Consider the following 16698-nt stretch of genomic DNA (forward strand, 5'->3'; position numbering starts at 1 on the left):
GGCCCACCGCGGCCCCCGCGGGCGGCGGACGCCCGCAGGCGCAGTCCGCACCGGCTCCCGCCGGCCCGCAGGCTCCCCCGGCCGCCGCGGCGGCTCCCGGGGTGCCCCAGGCGGCGGCTCCGGCCCCGGGCGGCCTCGACCCCCGCGTGCTGTGGCCGAACATCCTGGAGGCGGTGAAGAACCGCCGCCGGTTCACCTGGATCCTGCTGAGCCAGAACGCACAGGTCACGGCCTTCGACGGCACGACCCTCCAGATCGGCTTCGTCAACGCCGGAGCGCGGGACAACTTCGCCGGCAGCGGCAGCGAGGACGTGCTGCGGCAGGCGCTCGCGGAGCAGTTCAACGTGCACTGGAAGGTCGAGGCGATCGTGGACGCCTCTGGCGGCTCGGCACCGCCCGCCCCGACCGGCGGCTTCGGCGGAGGAGGCGGTTACGGCGGCGGTGGCTACGGAGGCGGTGGCGCCGGTGGATACGGCGGAGCCCCGGCCGGCCAGCGCCCCGCGCCCCAGCAGCCGTCCGCCCCCGCTCCCGGCCCCTCGGCCCCGCAGTCCGGTCCCTCGGCTGGCCGTCCCCAGGCCACGGGCATGTCCGCGCCCGCGCAGACCGCCCCGGCGTACGAGCCGCCCCCGGTCGCCCCGGAGGACGACACCCCCGAGGACGACGACCCCGACCTGGACGAGTCCGCCCTCTCCGGCCACGAACTGATCGTCCGCGAACTCGGGGCGACGGTGGTCGAGGAATTCACGAACGAGTAACCCCGGGGGCTCACCGGCCCCGTTCCGCCGAGCCCTGAGCCCGACTTCGGCCACCGGGCCACGGCCCTTGGTGTCCCGCCACCGGCTCGGGCTCCCGGCGCGAGCCACCGGCCTTACCGACCCCTGGCTCCCGGGTCACCCGGCTCCGGCCCCAGCTCGCCGGGCTCAGGCCCAGGACTCCCGGCCCCTGGCTTCCCCGGCCCACCGCCCCCGGGCCAGGGCCCCGGGTCACCCGGCTCCGGCCCCAGCTCACCGGGTTCAGGCCCAGGACTCCCGGCCCCTGGCTTCCCCGGCCCACCGCCCCCGGGCCAGGGCCCCGGGTCACCCGGCTCCGGCCCCAGCTCACCGGGCTCAGGCCCAGGACTCCCGGCCCTTGGCTTCCCCGCCCACCGTCCCCGGCCCAGGGCCACCGGTCCAACGGCCCCTGAGATCCGGCCCCGGCCCGGCCTCGGTCCGAGCTTCCGGCTCACCGGCCCACAACGCCGAGATCCCGCTCCTGGGCCGGGCCGCTTGGCCCACCCACACCCCTGAAACGACCCCCTCACCGGCCCCCGGCCCCCGCCGACCCGCAAAGGCGCTGTCGCCGCCTCCGGAACCTCCCAGCGGACCCTTCCCGCGGTCCGTGGGGGCGGCCCCCGAACCCCGCCCCGCGCCCCCTCCTGGAGGATCGCACCAGTCCCGTACCCCCCTTCCCTCGGAAGCCCCTACAAGGGGCACCCGGGTGCGGCGGCTAGGCTGACCCCCGTGAAGGTCCTTGTCATCGGTGGTGGCGCCCGCGAACACGCCCTGTGCCGCTCCCTGTCCCTCGACCCCGACGTCACCGCCCTGCACTGCGCCCCCGGCAACGCCGGGATCGCGGACGTGGCGGAGCTGCACGCGGTCGACGCCCTCGACGGCTCCGCCGTGGCCGCGCTGGCCACGGAGCTCGGCGCCGAGCTGGTGATCGTCGGCCCGGAGGCCCCGCTGGTCGCCGGTGTCGCCGACGCCGTGCGCGCGGCCGGCATCCCCTGCTTCGGCCCCTCGCAGGAGGCCGCGCGGCTGGAGGGCTCCAAGGCGTTCGCGAAGGACGTGATGGCGGGTGCCGGCGTCCCCACGGCACGCTCGTACGTCTGCGTGACGCCTGAGGAGGTCGAGGAGGCCCTCGACGCGTTCGGGGCGCCCTACGTCGTCAAGGACGACGGACTGGCGGCCGGCAAGGGCGTCGTCGTGACCGACGACCTGGAGACGGCACGGGCGCACGCGAACGCCTGCGACCGCGTCGTCATCGAGGAGTTCCTCGACGGCCCCGAGGTCTCCCTCTTCGCGATCACCGACGGCACGACCGTCGTCCCGCTCCAGCCCGCCCAGGACTTCAAGCGCGCGCTGGACGGCGACGAGGGCCCGAACACCGGCGGCATGGGCGCGTACTCGCCGCTGCCGTGGGCGGACCCGAAGCTCGTCGAGGAGGTCATGGAGACCGTCCTCCAGCCCACCGTCGACGAGCTGCGCCGCCGCGGCACCCCGTTCTCCGGGCTCTTGTACGCCGGTCTGGCGATCACCAGCCGCGGTGTGCGGGTCATCGAGTTCAACGCCCGCTTCGGCGACCCCGAGACCCAGGTCGTCCTCGCCCGCCTGAAGACCCCGCTCGCCGGTGTCCTGCTGGCGTCCGCGAACGGCACCCTCGCCGATCTGGAGCCCCTGCGCTGGAGCGACGAGGCGGCGGTCACCGTCGTCGTGGCCTCGCACAACTACCCGGACACCCCGCGCACCGGCGACCCGATCACCGGGCTCGACGAGGTGGCCGCCAAGGACGCCCCGCACGCGTACGTCCTGCACGCCGGCACCCGGCACGAGGGCGGCGCGGTGGTGAGCGCGGGCGGCCGTGTGCTGTCCGTCACAGCGATCGGATCCGGCCTCACCGAGGCCCGCGAGCGCGCCTACGCGGCCGTCGCCCGCATCGGTCTGGACGGTTCCCAGCACCGCACCGACATCGCGGCGAAGGCGGCCGCCGAGGCGTAGCCCCGTCGGCGGAGGCCAGGCCTCCAGCCCCCTATAGCAGCACCGAGCCCCGGACTCCGTACGGAATCCGGGGCTTCGTGCGTCCCGTCCGGGCCCCTTCAGCTGCGGGTTTCTGTACGGAATCGGAAGCGTGCTCGGGGCCCGCCGTCACCCACCTTTCCCCAGAGCCATTCCATCGGGTGACCGGGTGCCCTATCCGGCTGACGACGGCCGGGGCCCCAACTAGGGTGCGGCGAAAGCATTCCGGCACTTGGCCCACCGGCATTGCGATGTCGGCGGCGGGTGCCACAGTGGGGGAGTGACCAACGCCAGGGCATCCGTCGGCACCGGCAGCGACAGGGCCGGGGCCCGGCGGACAAGAGGGGGTGACGTCCGGTCGTGACCGGTATGGGTGTGGAGGTGGGCGCGCAGGCAGCGCGCTCCCGGGCTCTCGCTGTGCTGCGTGTGCGCAGCAGGGCGCTGGCCGTCGCCCTGCTGCCCGCGGCCGTGGCCGTCGTGCTGCTCGTCGGGGCCGCCACCGGCCGTGTCAGCGGCAGGCCCTGGGGGATCGCGGGGTGGATCGTGACGGTCCTCGCCGTCCTCGTCCTGCTCGTGGCGTCGGGTGTCGCGCTCGTCGTGGCCCGCGCCCGGCCCGCGATGAGCCCCACCGTCCCGATCCCCGAGGCATCGGCCCCCGACCTCTACCGCATGGTCCGGGACCTGGCCGACCGGCTCGACGTCCCGGCCCCCTCCGCGATAGCGCTCACCCCGGACTGCGACAGCTGGCTGGAGGACCGCACCCACCGGGCGCACGGCCGGTTCTCCCCGGGCGGAGGCGGCGAGCCCGACGGCGGGCGCCGCGATCCGGCCGGAAGCGGCTCCGTGACCGCGCCGGCCGACCGCGCGGCCAGGGTCGCCACCGCCCCCGTCCTCGTCATCGGCTCCCCGTTCCTGTGGTGGATGCGGGTCGGCGAGCTGCGGGCGGTCCTCGCCCCCGTCGTCGCCGGTACGGGCCCGTCCGCGCACCCGGACATAGCCGCGGCCCGCCGCTTCGTCCGGGGCCTGGACGCGGCCGTCGCGGTGGCCTCGGCACCCGGCCGCGGCCCGCTGCCCCGCACGGTCCTGGCCGGAGTCGGCCGGATCACCCGCATCCTGCTGCGCGCCTGCCGGGACCACGCGGCCGAGATGGAGCGCGCCGTGGCGTCCGCCGCGGCCGAGCGCGCCCAGGCCGTGGACTACGGCGTACGGATCGTCGCCCAGGAACAGGTCGGCCTGGCGTACGCGGGCTGGGACCGGCTGCTGACCCGGGTCGCGCTGCCCGCCTGGCGGATGGGCCGCTGGCCCTCCCGGCTGGACGTGGGCGTCGTCGCCGCCCTGACCGAGCTGTCCCGCCGCGACCGCCTCGCCGAGGGCTTCACCTCCCGGCTCGGCGAACGCCCCGCCTGCGACCTGCTCGAAGAGCCCGGCACCGTGGACGAGGCCGCCTCGCTGCTCGCCGCCCGGCTCTTCCACGGCGGCCCGGCCGAGGCCGGCCCCGACTGGGCGCCCGTCGACTGGCAGGACTATCCGGACGAGGTCGTCGACCGGAAGTGGCGCACCGACGCCGCCCGGCTGCACCGGGTCCTGGACGCCCTCGGCGTACGCCATCCCGCCGACCCCGCGCTGCCCGAGGCCGACGGGCCGACCCTGGCCCGCGTGCTGGAGCACCTGTCCGCGCCGCAGGGAGCCGTGCCCGCCCCGGATCCCGCCCCCGCGGCGCCCCTCGCCGAGCACCGGACCGAGGCGTACGGGGAGATGGGGATCTCCGAGAGCGACGACCCCGACCTCGCCGTGGGGAACGAGCGGTCGGCGGCCCTCGCGGCCCGGCTCACCGCGGAACTCGCCCGCGAGGAGGCGTCCGCCCCGGCACGTCCCCGGCCCGCCGGGAGCACGGGGCAGCAGGGCCCCGACCACGACTTCTGGGACGACCGGATGCTTCCGCTGTTCCCCCTCCAGCCGCCCAGGACGGGCCGTGAGCTGCTGGCCGACCATGTCACGGCGATGGTCTGCTGCGCCGCGATGGACACCGCCGGGGCGGTCCCCGGACTCGACTGGCTGGACGGCCCGTCCCTGCTCGTCGCCGGTGAGCGGGCCGCCGACATCGGTCCGCGCGTCCTGACCCTCATAGAGACGGGAGACCCCGTGCCGCTGCGGGAATGGCTCCGCCATCTCGGAGTCCGTCCGGAGAAACCGGTCCGCCTGGTCTGACGGAGGCCCCCCGAGGCACCCGCCCGGCCGTCCCTTTCCGGCCCTTCGTCCACCCCACGGTTCGCAGGGGCCCCGGCCCAGCCGGAGCCATCCGTTCCACTCACGCCAATTCGCGACGAACGGTGACGGACTGCGTGCGTAATGTGATGTGCTGGGACCGATCGAGCACAGCGCAAGGGCTTGCCAGTACGACGGGGGCACGAGGGAGGGGTGCGGGCATGGGATCGGAGCAGATCCGCCGCTGGGAGTCGGGAGCACTCGCGCACGCCGTCACGGATCCCTTCGGCCTGGGACCCGTTCCCTGGCTCCGCGGCAGCGAGACCTATTTCGACGACACCGGCCACGTCGTCCCCTGGTACGTGGACACCGAGACACCGCAGCCGGCGGCCGGCGCCTCCCGGATCCCGGCCCCGCGCTCGACCTCCCGCACCCGTCCTCGCACGGGCCCCGGAGGCCCCCGCTCCGCCGACGACGTCCACCGTCAGATCAAGGGCTTCACCAGCACGGGAGCCGCCGCTCCCGGCGAGTCGATCGACTTCCACGTCACGGTCGACCCGCCGCAGGAGTTCAGCGTCGACATCTACCGCATCGGCCACTACGGCGGGGACGGCGCCAGCAAGATCACCACGAGCCCCCGGCTCTCCGGGATCGTCCAGCCGCCGCCGCTCACCGCCGACCGCACGGTCTCCTGCCACCACTGGTGGCTGTCCTGGCGCCTCCAGATCCCGTCCTACTGGAGCGTCGGCGCGTACGTCGCGGTCCTCACCACCGTCGACGGCTACCGCTCGCACGTCCCCTTCACCGTCCGCAACCACCAGACGGCCGACCTGCTCCTGCTGCTCCCGGACATCACCTGGCAGGCGTACAACCTGTACCCGGAGGACGGCCACACCGGCGCCAGCCTCTATCACGCGTGGGACGAGAACGGCCGGCTCCTCGGCGAGGCCGACGCCGCGACGACCGTCTCCTTCGACCGCCCGTACGCGGGCGCGGGCCTGCCCCTGCACGTCGGCCACGCCTACGACTTCATCCGCTGGGCCGAGCGCTACGGCTACGACCTCGCCTACGCCGACGCCCGCGATCTGCACGCCGGCCGCGTCGACCCCACCCGCTACCGCGGCCTGGTGTTCCCGGGCCACGACGAGTACTGGTCGCCGCAGATGCGCCGCACCACGGAACTCGCCCGCGAGCACGGCACCTCGCTCGTCTTCCTCTCCGCCAACACCATGTACTGGCAGGTGGAGCTCGGCCCGTCCCCGTCGGGCGTCCCGGACCGGCTGCTGACCTGCCGCAAACGCCGGGGCCCCGGAAAGCCCGTTCTGTGGCGGGAGATCGACCGCCCGGAGCAGCAGCTCATCGGCATCCAGTACGCCGGTCGCGTCCCCGAGCCGCACCCGCTGATCGTCCGCAACGCCGACCACTGGCTGTGGGAGGCCACCGGGGCGCACGACGGCGACGAGGTGGAGGGCATGGTCGCCGGTGAGGCGGACCGTTACTTCCCGCGCACCCCCCTGCCCGAGCACCAGGACCGGATCCTGCTGGCGCACTCCCCGTACCCGGACAGCGAGGGCGTCCCGCGCCATCAGGAGACCTCGCTCTACCGTGCTCCCTCGGGCGCCCTGGTCTTCGCGTCCGGGACGTTCGCGTGGTCCCCGGCGCTCGACCGCCCCGGCCACGTGGACCCCCGTATCCAGCGGGCGACCGCCAATCTCCTCGACCGCATCTGCAAACACGACTGAGGAAGGCACCGCCGGCCACCCGGCGCCGCTCGCCGGCGGCCCCGCACCGCCCCGCCGGCCACCCGGTGCCGCACCCATCTGCGGCCCCGTGCCGCACCCCGGAGACGGGCGTCCGCGCCCGCTCGGGACGCCCCCTGTCCACGGCCGCCCGTCCCGTACGGGAGAATCGAGCCACTTGTACAGAACCACGGGGAGGAACCGTGTCCGGATTCGTCGAAAAGCCCGAGCCCCTCCAGGTGCCGGGTCTGGTACATCTGCACACCGGCAAGGTGCGCGATCTGTACCAGAACGAGGCGGGCGACCTCGTGATGGTCGCCAGCGACCGCATCTCCGCCTACGACTGGGTTCTCCCCACCGAGATCCCCGACAAGGGCCGTACGCTCACCCAGCTCTCCCTGTGGTGGTTCGACCAGCTCTCCGAACTGGCGCCCAACCACGTGCTGAGCACCGAACTCCCGCCGGGTGCCCCGGCCGACTGGGCCGGCCGCACCCTGATCTGCAAGTCCCTGCGGATGGTCCCGGTCGAATGCGTCGCCCGCGGCTATCTGACGGGCTCGGGCCTCGTCGAGTACAACGAGTCCCGCACGGTCTGCGGACTCGCGCTCCCCGAGGGCCTCGTCGACGGCTCGGAGCTCCCCGCGCCGATCTTCACCCCGGCCACCAAGGCCGCGGTCGGCGAGCACGACGAGAACGTCTCGTACGAGGAGGTCGTCCGCCAGGTCGGCGCCGACACCGCGGCCGAGCTGCGCCGGGCGACGCTGGCCGTCTACGGCCGCGCCCGGGACATCGCCCGCGACCGGGGCATCATCCTCGCGGACACCAAGTTCGAGTTCGGCTACGACGGCGACACGCTGGTCCTCGCCGACGAGGTGCTGACCCCGGACTCCTCGCGCTTCTGGCCCGCCGACGGCTGGGAGCCGGGCCACGCGCAGCCGTCCTTCGACAAGCAGTACGTCCGCGACTGGCTGACCTCCGCCGAGTCGGGCTGGGACCGCCGGAGCGAGACGCCGCCGCCCGCGCTGCCCGAGCGGATCGTGGAGGCCACCCGCGCCAAGTACATCGAGGCGTACGAGCGGCTGACGGGCGTCAGCTGGACCTGACCCCCGCACACGGGCCCGGCCGCCGGCCGGGCCCGTCGGCCGTCCCCGCGCGCGGGGCGTCGGCGCACACGAAGAAGCCCCCGACCGGAGTCGGGGGCTTCTTCGTTCTGAGCGGACGACCAGGTTCGAACTGGCGACCTCAACCTTGGCAAGGTTGCGCTCTACCAACTGAGCTACGTCCGCATGCGCCGTGGCGCGAGAGCAACTATACCCAACCTCGCTCCCGTGCGAGACGCACTGCCGTGTGACGGTTCTCCGCGCCCAGTTTGGACACGGCCGAGGACAGATAGTTCCGCACCGTTCCCTGCGAGAGAGCGGCCCGCTCCGCGATCTCCGCCACGGGCGCGCCGTCGGCGGCGAATTCGAGCACCTCGGTCTCGCGCGCGGTCAGCGGCGAGTCCCCGGCGGAGATCGCGTCGGCGGCCAACTCCGGGTCCACGTAACGGTTTCCCGCGTGCACGGTACGGATGATCTCCGCGAGCCGGCGTGCGCTGACCGTCTTCGGGACGAAGCCGCGCACGCCCGCCGTGAGCGCCCGCTTCAGATGGCCGGGCCGCCCGTGTCCGGTGACGATCAGCACCTGGCAGCCCGGCAGTTCGGCCCGCAGGGATGTGGCCACGCTCACACCGTCGGCCCCCGGCATCTGGAGATCGAGCACGGCGACGTCGGGCATGTGCGCCCGTGCCATCGCCAGCGCCTCCGGTCCGGTCGCCGCCTCGGCCACCACGACCAGGTCGTCCTCAAGGCCGAGCAGCGCGGCCAGCGCTCCCCGGATCAGATGCTCGTCGTCGGCGAGCAGCAGCCGCACGGGGCCGCTCCCCACGGACGCGCCCTCCCCCGCATCTGTCATGGCGTGACCTCCGTCACCTCGTGCGAAACCGGGTCCGGTGGCGAGGAAGGGGCTGCCGGGGCCGGCAGGTCCACCGGGGCTGCCGGGTTCGCCCGGCCCCTCAGGGTCACAGGAGCCGCCGGCGCTGCCGGAGCCACCGGAGCTGCTGGCGCCACCGGAGCTGCCGGGGCCGACGGGTCCGCCGGGGCCGACGGGTCCGGTGTGGCTGTCGGAGCCGTTCGTCCGGGTGATGTCGCGGGCGTCCCGCGGGCGCCCGCGGTCGCGTCCCCGGGGCGCTGATCGCCGGCCGCCGTGCCCGGAGTGCGCCGCAACGGCACGTCCGCCGTCAGCCGGAACACCCCGTCGCCCGCGACGGCCCGCAGCGCCCCGTCCACCTCCTCCAGCCGCTCCCGCAGCCCCACGAGCCCGCTGCCCCTGCCCGTTCCGGGGTCCGGCACGGTCTCCCGCGGCACCCCGTCGTTCTCGACGGTGAGCGTCACCAGGTCCCGCGTCGCCCGCAGGGACAGCGCGCACCGGGTGGCGTTCCCGTGCCGCAGCACGTTGGTGGTCGCCTCCCGCACGACCCAGCCGAGCGCCGACTGGACCTGAGGCGGCAGCCCGTCGGCTCCGCCGGTGATGGCGCAGTCGATGCCGGCGGCCGTCAACACCCCCTGCGCACCGGCCAGTTCGTTGGCGAGATCGGCGTCGCGGTAACCCCGTACCACCTCCCGCACCTCCCGCTGCGACTCCCGCGCGATCCGCTGCACCTCGGTCATCTGGTCCACGGCCTCGGGCCGCCCGCGCCGGGCCAGCTGCACCGCGAGTTCGCTCTTGAGGGCGATCACCGCGAGGTTGCGGCCCATCACGTCGTGCAGGTCGCGGCCGAAGCGCAGGCGTTCCTCGGCGACGGCGAGCCGGGCGCGGGTCTCGCGGGCCTCGTCGAGTGCGTAGACGGCGTCGAGCAGCCAGACGGAGAAGGCCGCGGTGAAGGTGAGGAAGCCGGCGGTCAGCAGGACCAGGACGGCGGTGACGAGCGCGGCGGGGGCGGCGAAGCCGAGGGGGAGGGCGAGCACGCCGGTGCCCGCGGAGGCGCCGAGCACGACGTACGTCATCCGGCGGCCGTCGCGGGTCCCGAGCGCGACCGTGCCCGTGCCGAACGCGGTGGCGCCGACGAGCAGCGAGGAGGCGACCAGGAACGCGCCGTCGTCCGCCGGGTGCCAGGGGGCGCCGGACAGGAGGGTTCCGGCGACGACCACCGCGCAGGTGGTGACGGCCAGCGCGAGCAGGGTCCGCCGGGGCCGTTCCCGGGTGCCGCGCGTCCAGTCCAGCGCCCGGGAGGCGGTCACCGCGCAGAACACCGCGTGTCCGCACACCAGCAGGAGCACCGCCCAGGCCCGGGCGGTCGGCAGGTTCCCGAACACCGGCAGCCCGATCGAGGCGGCTTCGAGGAAGGAGAAGACGTGGAACGACCAGCGGGTGTACGTCTCGACCTTCGCCGGTGTGCTCTTGCCCCGCCACCAGCCGGACGGCCTGCCCATGCCCACCCCCGCGTCCGTGGTCATCGCCGCGGCTCCCAGCGGAACCACCGTCGTACAGCAAACACCGCGATCACGGTCCAGGCCACCGCCGTGACGAGGGCGCCGGCGGTGTCGTGGGCGGACAGGTGCCCGGTCCAGCCGCCGCGGACCAGGGTGATCACCGGGGTGAGGGGCAGCAGTTCGCAGAACGGGGCCATGCCGTCGGGCAGCAGTTCCAGGGGGATCAGGGCCCCGGAGCCGACCAGGGACACCAGGGTCAGGGGCGTGGCCGCGACCTGGGCGCCCTCCACGCTCCTGCTGAGACTCGAGGTGACGGCGGCGAGCGCCGGCCAGGTCACGAACGCGGACAGCAGCCCCAGCAGGACGAGTTCGGGCCGTGCGGGCATGCCGACGCCGAGGGTCGCGTGGTAGGCGACCGTCAGGATCAGGCACTGGGCGAGGCCGATCGCCACCGAGGGCAGCGCGGCGCCCGCGAGGATCTCCAGGTCCCGCAGCTCCCCGGTGCGCAGCCGTTTGAGGACGAGTTCCTCGCGGCGGGCCGTGTACACGCTGGTCAGGGAGCCGTACACGGCGAAGAGGAGGGCGAAGCCGAACGAGGAGGGGAGCAGGACCGAGCCGACGGTGAGGCCGGTGCCCTTCAGGTTCATCGAGGTGACGGCGGAGCGGAGCGTGAGCGGCATGACCAGCGGGACGAACAACGCCGCGGCGAGTGTGGCCCTGGTGCGGCCGAGGAGGGTGAGTTCGGCGCGTGCCAGTGCTCTCGTCCGGCCGGCGGCCGTGGTCCTCGCCGTGCCGGCGCCGGTGGTGACCGCTGTTCCGCTCATGCCGTCTCTCCCTTCGTGCGTACCGTCCGCGCTTCAGCGGCCTCCCCGGGCCCGCGCGTGCCGTACGGGGTCTCCCCGGGCCCGCGCGTGCCGTGCGTGGCCGCCTTTCCCGGTCCGTGTGTGCCGTCCGTCGGCAAGGCCTCCTGCGGCCCGTGCGTGCCGAACGCGGCTGCCTCTCCCGGTCCGTGTGTGCCGTGTGCCGCCGGGTCCCCCGGTGGGCCGGCGTCCGTGCCGCCCGCGGCCTCCCGGGAGATCCGCAGGAACGCCTCCTCCAGGGAGGCCGCGCGCACGTCGAGCCCCCGCAGCTCGACGCGGGCCCGCTCGGCCCAGACCAGCAGGGCGGTGGCCGTGCGCTGGAGTTCGCCGGTGCGCAGCCGGATCCTGCGGCCCGCCGTCTCGTGGCCGCTCACGCCGAGTTCGGGCAGCGGAGGCAGGTCGCCGGGGAAGTACCCGTCGGGCAGCTCGAAGGAGACGTGGGACGGCTGGGAGGCGGTCACCTCGGCGGGGGTGCCGACGGCCGCGACCCGTCCTTCGTGCAGGATCGCCAGCCGGTCGGCGAGCGCCTCGGCCTCTTCCAGGTAGTGGGTGGTCAGCAGGACCGTGGTCCCGCCGTCGCGGAGTTCGCGGACCAACTCCCAGGTGCTTCGGCGGCCTTCCACGTCGAGGCCGGTCGTCGGCTCGTCGAGGAAGAGGACCTCGGGGTCGCCGAGGAGCGCGAGCGCCAGGTCCAGGCGCCGCTTCTCGCCGCCGGACAACTGCTTCACGCGGACGCCGGAGCGGTGCGCGAGGCCGGCCCGGTCCAGGACCTGTCCGACGGGCCGGGCCCCGTTGGTGCAGCCCGCCCACATCCGCGCGGTCTCGGCGACCGTCAGCTCGGACGGGAAGCCGCCCTCCTGGAGCATCACGCCGATCCGGGGCCGTACCGCGGCCCGGTCCCGGTACGGATCGTGCCCGAGGACCCGGACGCGCCCGCCGGCCGCCGGAGCCAGCCCCTCGATCAGTTCGACGGTGGAGGTCTTGCCCGCGCCGTTGGTGCCGAGGAGGGCGAAGATCTCGCCGCGGCCCACGGAGAAGGTGACTCCCCGGACCGCCTCGAAATCCCTTCCGCCGCCCCCGTACACACGCCGCAGATCAGTGACCTCGATCACGTGGTCGCGTTCGTCGGTGTTCATGGAATCAGCGTCGGCGCGGACGGGGCCCGGCAGCAGTGCGCGGTGTCATCACTCGGCATGACAAATGTCAGAAGGCCCCGGTGTCCCCCTGGGGAGAACACCGGTGGATACGGGGATACGAGAAAGGCCCCGGTCGGTGACCGGGGCCTTTACTTCGTTGAGCGGACGACCAGGTTCGAACTGGCGACCTCAACCTTGGCAAGGTTGCGCTCTACCAACTGAGCTACGTCCGCATTGCCTCCGAACGGCTTCCACCGTCCGGCGCGAGCACCACCCTACCTGATCGGCAAGCGACCGGTGGACGATGCAGAGCGGGTGACAGGAATTGCACACTGCGCCTTCCCTCTGGAAGAGGGATGTTCTGCTACTGAACTACACCCGCACGACCTTCGGGTTCCGGCCTTTTCGGCCTGGCCCCTCGGCGTGTTCCAGACTCTAGCCGATCGGGCGGGGGTCAGCGCAAGTCGGTTCTTCCGGGGGCCGCGGAAGGCCACGCGGCACGCGGCTCGCGGACGCGGTCCGGGTGCCCGGCCGGTGCGCGGCCCGGTGTGTGGGCCCGGTCCGCGGGCTAGCCGCCTGGGCCCGGTGCCGGGGTCAGTGCGCCTCGGCGAACGCCTCGTAGACCTTCTTGGGGATCCGGCCGCGCGGCGGCACGTCCATCTTGTTGGAACGGGCCCAGGCACGCACCGCGGCGGGATCCGGCGTCAGCGCCGTGTGCGTGTACGCCTTCCCGGACTTCGACCGCTTGCGGCCGGCCTCGACGTACGGCTCGAGCGCCTTACGCAGTTCCTCGGCATTGGTGGGATTGAGGTCGATCTCGTACGACTTGCCGTCGAGTCCGAAGGCGATCGTCTCCGCCGCTTCCGAGCCGTCGATGTCGTCAAAGAGAGTGACCACGACACGCTGCGCCACGAATATCGGTCCCTTCGTGCGACACCCCTGCGATCAACGGCCATGACGTGCGCTGACGTCAGGGAGTTGTCGGGGAGATGTCGACTGTCCGGCTGTTATTGAGCAAAGTATCGGCTATTGCCAATTCATTTGTACAGGGCCCGGCATTGCATGGTGAAGCCCGACTAAAACCCTCCGCGTGTCCGGTGGCAATGAGGTCCTGCCGTTCTTCTGCGGTTTTTCCCAGGATTTTCCGTGGATGGCCCCGCGCCGATGCGCGATCGTGATCGCGGTCACGTAGGATTCTACGAATCTACGCGAGTAGAAATTTTGTACGGGTAGTCTGAAGGGACCTGCTCAGCACCACACACCGGGAGTGCCAGTGGCACGCGTCGTAGTCGACGTCATGCTCAAGCCGGAGATCCTCGACCCCCAGGGCCAGGCGGTGCAGCGTGCACTGCCGCGCCTCGGTTTCGAAGGTGTCTCCGACGTCCGTCAGGGAAAGCGATTCGAACTGGAAGTGGACGGACCGGTGGACGACGCCGCGCTCGCCCGCATCCACGAACTGGCGGAATCCTTCCTCGCCAACACCGTGATCGAGGACTTCACCGTCAAGGTCGAGGAAGTCGCGGAGGCCGGAAAGTGACCGCTCGTATTGGAGTCGTCACCTTTCCCGGCAGCCTCGACGACCGCGACACGCAGCGCGCGATCCGGCTGGCGGGCGCGGAACCCGTAGCCCTCTGGCACAAGGACAAGGACCTCAAGCAGGTCGACGCCGTGGTGCTGCCCGGCGGTTTCTCGTACGGCGACTATCTGCGGGCCGGAGCCATCTCGCGCTTCTCGCCGGTGATGGAGACCGTCATCGAGCAGGCGAAGTCCGGAATGCCGGTTCTCGGCATCTGCAACGGCTTCCAGGTCCTCACCGAGGCGCACCTGCTCCCCGGCGCGATGCTCGGCAACAACCACCTCCACTTCATCTGCCGCGACCAGAAGCTGCGGGTGGAGAACGCGGGGACCGCCTGGACCGCCGACTACACGGCCGGCCAGGAGATCCACATCCCGCTGAAGAACATGGACGGGCGGTACGTCGCCGACGAGCACACCCTCGACATGCTGGAGGCGGAGGGCCGGGTCGCGTTCCGCTACCTGGACGTCAACCCGAACGGCTCGCTGCGGGACATCGCCGGCATCACGAACGAGGCCGGGAACGTCGTCGGTCTCATGCCGCACCCCGAGCACGCCGTCGAGCCGCTCGTCGGCTCCGGCCGCACCGACGGCCTCCCCTTCTTCACCTCGATCCTCAAGAAGCTGGTCAACGCATGAGCCGCACGCCTCTGGACACGGTCGAGAACGCGGCCGCGACCCCCGACGTCGAGCTGCCCTGGGCCGAACTGGGCCTGAAGAAGGACGAGTACGAGCGGGTCGTCGAGATCCTCGGCCGCCGGCCCACCGGCGCCGAGCTCGCCATGTACTCCGTCATGTGGTCCGAGCACTGCTCGTACAAGTCCTCGAAGGTCCACCTCCGCCAGTTCGGCGAGAAGGCCCCGCAGTCCGACGCGCTGCTCGTCGGCATCGGCGAGAACGCCGGTGTCGTCGACGTCGGCCAGGGCTACGCGGTCACCTTCAAGGTCGAGTCGCACAACCACCCGTCGTACGTCGAGCCCTACCAGGGCGCGGCCACCGGCGTCGGCGGCATCGTGCGCGACATCATCGCCATGGGCGCCCGCCCGGTCGCGGTCGTGGACCCGCTGCGCTTCGGCGCGGCCGACCACCCCGACACCAAGCGCGTGCTGCCCGGCGTCGTCGCCGGCATCGGCGGCTACGGCAACTGCCTGGGCCTGCCGAACATCGGCGGCGAGGTCGTCTTCGACGCCTGCTACCAGGGCAACCCGCTGGTCAACGCCGGTGCCATCGGCGTCATGCGGCACGAGGACATCCACCTCGCGAAGGCGTCCGGCACCGGCAACAAGGTCATCCTGTACGGGGCCCGCACGGGCGGCGACGGCATCGGCGGCGCGTCGATCCTCGCCTCGGAGACCTTCGACGACGCCAAGCCGTCGAAGCGTCCGGCCGTCCAGGTCGGCGACCCCTTCCAGGAGAAGCTCCTCATCGAGTGCACCCTGGAGGCCTTCGCCGAGAAGCTGGTCGTCGGCATCCAGGACCTCGGCGCGGCCGGACTGTCCTGCGCCACCAGCGAGCTCGCCTCCAACGGCTCCGGCGGTATGCGGGTCACCCTGGACGACGTGCCGCTGCGCGACTCCACGCTCTCGCCCGAGGAGATCCTCATGAGCGAGTCGCAGGAACGCATGTGCGCGGTCGTCGAGCCGGAGAAGGTCGACCGGTTCCTGGAGATCTGCGACAAGTGGGACGTCATCGCGACCGTCATCGGTGAGGTCACCGACGGCGACCGCCTGGAGATCTTCTGGCACGGCGGCAAGATCGTCGACGTCGACCCGCGCACGGTCGCGCACGACGGCCCGGTCTACGAGCGCCCCTACGCCCGCCCCGAGTGGCAGGACGCGCTCCAGGCCGACGACGCCAACAAGCTGCCCCGCCCGGCGACCGGCGACGAGCTGAAGGACCAGGTCCTCAAGCTGGTCTCCTCGCCGAACCAGGCCTCCAAGTCCTGGATCACCTCCCAGTACGACCACTTCGTGCAGGGCAACACGGTGCTGGCCCAGCCCGAGGACTCGGGCATGATCCGCATCGACGAGGAGACCGGGCTCGGCGTCGCCATCGCGACCGACGGCAACGGCCGTTACGCCAAGCTCGACCCGTACACGGGCGCGCAGCTGGCCCTCGCCGAGGCCTACCGCAACGTCGCGACGACCGGTGCCAAGCCGCTCGCCGTGTCCGACTGCCTGAACTTCGGCTCGCCCGAGGACCCGGCCGTCATGTGGCAGTTCGCCGAGGCCATCCGCGGTCTGGCCGACGCCTGCCAGCAGCTCGGCACCCCGGTGACCGGCGGCAACGTCTCGCTGTACAACCAGACCGGTGAGGCGGCCATCCACCCGACCCCGGTCGTGGCCGTGCTGGGCGTCATCGACGACGTCGCCCGCCGCACCCCGGTCGCCTTCCAGGAAGAGGGCCAGCTCCTCTACCTGCTCGGCGACACCCGCGAGGAGTTCGGCGGTTCGGCCTGGTCCCAGGTCGTCCACGACCACCTGGGCGGTCTGCCGCCGAAGGTCGACCTGGAGCGCGAGCGGCTGCTCGCCGAGATCCTCATCTCGGCGTCCCGCGACGGCATGGTCGACTCCGCGCACGACCTGTCCGACGGCGGTCTGGTCCAGGCCGTGGTCGAGTCGGCGCTGCTCGGCGGCAAGGGCGCGCGCCTGGTCGTGCCCGACGGTCTCGACGCGTTCACCTTCCTGTTCTCGGAGTCGGCGGGCCGCGCGGTCGTCGCCGTCCCGCGTTCGGAGGAGCTCCGCTTCAACGACATGTGCGGTGCCCGGGGTCTGCCCGTCACCCGTATCGGTGTCGTCGACGGCACCGAGGCCGAGGCCGCCGTGGTCGAGGTCCAGGGCGAGTTCGCGCTCACCCTGGCCGAGCTGCGCACGGCCCACGAGGGAACGATCCCGGCGCTGCTGGCGTAACACGCCCGCCCCGCAGGCCAGGTGAAGGCCCCG

The 16698-nt window shown here is 73.0% G+C and carries 10 protein-coding genes, 3 tRNA genes and 3 pseudogenes; 8 read left to right on the forward strand and 8 right to left on the reverse strand.

From position 1 onward, the window contains the following. From ACFWI4_RS31410 to ACFWI4_RS31430, 5 genes and pseudogenes are all read left to right on the forward strand, one after another. Window positions 1-755 (forward strand): annotated as a pseudogene (locus tag ACFWI4_RS31410) (DNA polymerase III subunit gamma and tau); the annotation flags it as partial. Between the two features lie 744 nt (window positions 756-1499). Continuing rightward, on the forward strand, window positions 1500-2753 hold the full coding sequence (gene purD / locus ACFWI4_RS31415) for a phosphoribosylamine--glycine ligase (protein ID WP_387203161.1): 1254 nt from the start codon (window positions 1500-1502) through the stop codon (window positions 2751-2753). A gap of 387 nt (window positions 2754-3140) precedes the next feature. Then, on the forward strand, window positions 3141-4979 hold the full coding sequence (locus ACFWI4_RS31420; protein WP_387203243.1) for a hypothetical protein: 1839 nt from the start codon (window positions 3141-3143) through the stop codon (window positions 4977-4979). A gap of 218 nt (window positions 4980-5197) precedes the next feature. Further along, complete coding sequence (locus ACFWI4_RS31425; RefSeq protein ID WP_387203164.1) at window positions 5198-6718, forward strand: N,N-dimethylformamidase beta subunit family domain-containing protein; 1521 nt, start codon at window positions 5198-5200, stop codon at window positions 6716-6718. 200 nt (window positions 6719-6918) lie between these two features. Further along, window positions 6919-7818 carry a phosphoribosylaminoimidazolesuccinocarboxamide synthase gene (locus tag ACFWI4_RS31430; RefSeq protein ID WP_385402609.1) on the forward strand — a complete coding sequence of 300 codons (900 nt, stop codon included), beginning with the start codon at window positions 6919-6921 and terminating at the stop codon, window positions 7816-7818. 110 nt (window positions 7819-7928) lie between these two features. Here the strand turns inward: ACFWI4_RS31430 and ACFWI4_RS31435 are convergent. The 8 genes and pseudogenes from ACFWI4_RS31435 to ACFWI4_RS31470 form a co-directional block, all read right to left on the reverse strand. Next, a tRNA-Gly gene (locus ACFWI4_RS31435) sits at window positions 7929-8001 on the reverse strand. Window positions 8002-8023: 22 nt separating this feature from the next. Next, entirely contained in the window at window positions 8024-8668 is a 645-nt protein-coding gene (locus ACFWI4_RS31440; protein WP_387203167.1) for a response regulator transcription factor, read from the reverse strand. Between the two features lie 287 nt (window positions 8669-8955). Then, window positions 8956-10185 (reverse strand): annotated as a pseudogene (locus tag ACFWI4_RS31445) (sensor histidine kinase); the annotation flags it as partial. 20 nt (window positions 10186-10205) lie between these two features. After that, on the reverse strand, window positions 10206-11009 hold the full coding sequence (locus ACFWI4_RS31450; protein ID WP_387203170.1) for an ABC transporter permease: 804 nt from the start codon (window positions 11007-11009) through the stop codon (window positions 10206-10208). 218 nt (window positions 11010-11227) lie between these two features. Further along, window positions 11228-12181: pseudogene (locus tag ACFWI4_RS31455) on the reverse strand (ABC transporter ATP-binding protein); the annotation flags it as partial. Window positions 12182-12341: 160 nt separating this feature from the next. Continuing rightward, window positions 12342-12414 (reverse strand) — tRNA-Gly (locus ACFWI4_RS31460). A 77-nt stretch (window positions 12415-12491) separates the two neighbouring features. Next, window positions 12492-12563 (reverse strand) — tRNA-Gly (locus tag ACFWI4_RS31465). A 212-nt stretch (window positions 12564-12775) separates the two neighbouring features. Continuing rightward, window positions 12776-13093 (reverse strand): Lsr2 family protein, encoded by a 318-nt coding sequence (locus tag ACFWI4_RS31470; protein WP_339130310.1) that lies wholly within the window; start codon window positions 13091-13093, stop codon window positions 12776-12778. Between the two features lie 361 nt (window positions 13094-13454). Between ACFWI4_RS31470 and purS the strand changes: the two genes are divergently transcribed. From purS to purL, 3 genes are read left to right on the forward strand one after another with little or no spacing between them, the layout of a single operon-like run. Further along, on the forward strand, window positions 13455-13718 hold the full coding sequence (gene purS, locus ACFWI4_RS31475; protein ID WP_005482678.1) for a phosphoribosylformylglycinamidine synthase subunit PurS: 264 nt from the start codon (window positions 13455-13457) through the stop codon (window positions 13716-13718). Beyond that, on the forward strand, window positions 13715-14395 hold the full coding sequence (gene purQ / locus ACFWI4_RS31480; RefSeq protein ID WP_382782894.1) for a phosphoribosylformylglycinamidine synthase subunit PurQ: 681 nt from the start codon (window positions 13715-13717) through the stop codon (window positions 14393-14395). The genes purS and purQ overlap by 4 nt, the downstream gene beginning before the upstream one ends. Further along, window positions 14392-16665 carry a phosphoribosylformylglycinamidine synthase subunit PurL gene (gene purL / locus ACFWI4_RS31485; protein ID WP_387203174.1) on the forward strand — a complete coding sequence of 758 codons (2274 nt, stop codon included), beginning with the start codon at window positions 14392-14394 and terminating at the stop codon, window positions 16663-16665. Before purQ ends, purL begins: the two co-directional genes overlap by 4 nt. Window positions 16666-16698 lie beyond the last annotated feature (33 nt).

The organism is Streptomyces sp. NPDC127038, assembly GCF_042725875.1.
Lineage (GTDB): Bacteria > Actinomycetota > Actinomycetes > Streptomycetales > Streptomycetaceae > Streptomyces.

What these genes read in the sequence shown, in the direction of transcription:
- ACFWI4_RS31450 (WP_387203170.1), bottom strand. Translation starts at nt 11,009, where the DNA reads ATGAGCGGAACAGCGGTCACCACCGGCGCCGGCACGGCGAGGACCACG.
- purL (WP_387203174.1), top strand. Translation starts at nt 14,392, where the DNA reads ATGAGCCGCACGCCTCTGGACACGGTCGAGAACGCGGCCGCGACCCCC.
- ACFWI4_RS31420 (WP_387203243.1), top strand. Translation starts at nt 3,141, where the DNA reads ATGGGTGTGGAGGTGGGCGCGCAGGCAGCGCGCTCCCGGGCTCTCGCT.
- ACFWI4_RS31425 (WP_387203164.1), top strand. Translation starts at nt 5,198, where the DNA reads ATGGGATCGGAGCAGATCCGCCGCTGGGAGTCGGGAGCACTCGCGCAC.
- ACFWI4_RS31440 (WP_387203167.1), bottom strand. Translation starts at nt 8,668, where the DNA reads ATGACAGATGCGGGGGAGGGCGCGTCCGTGGGGAGCGGCCCCGTGCGG.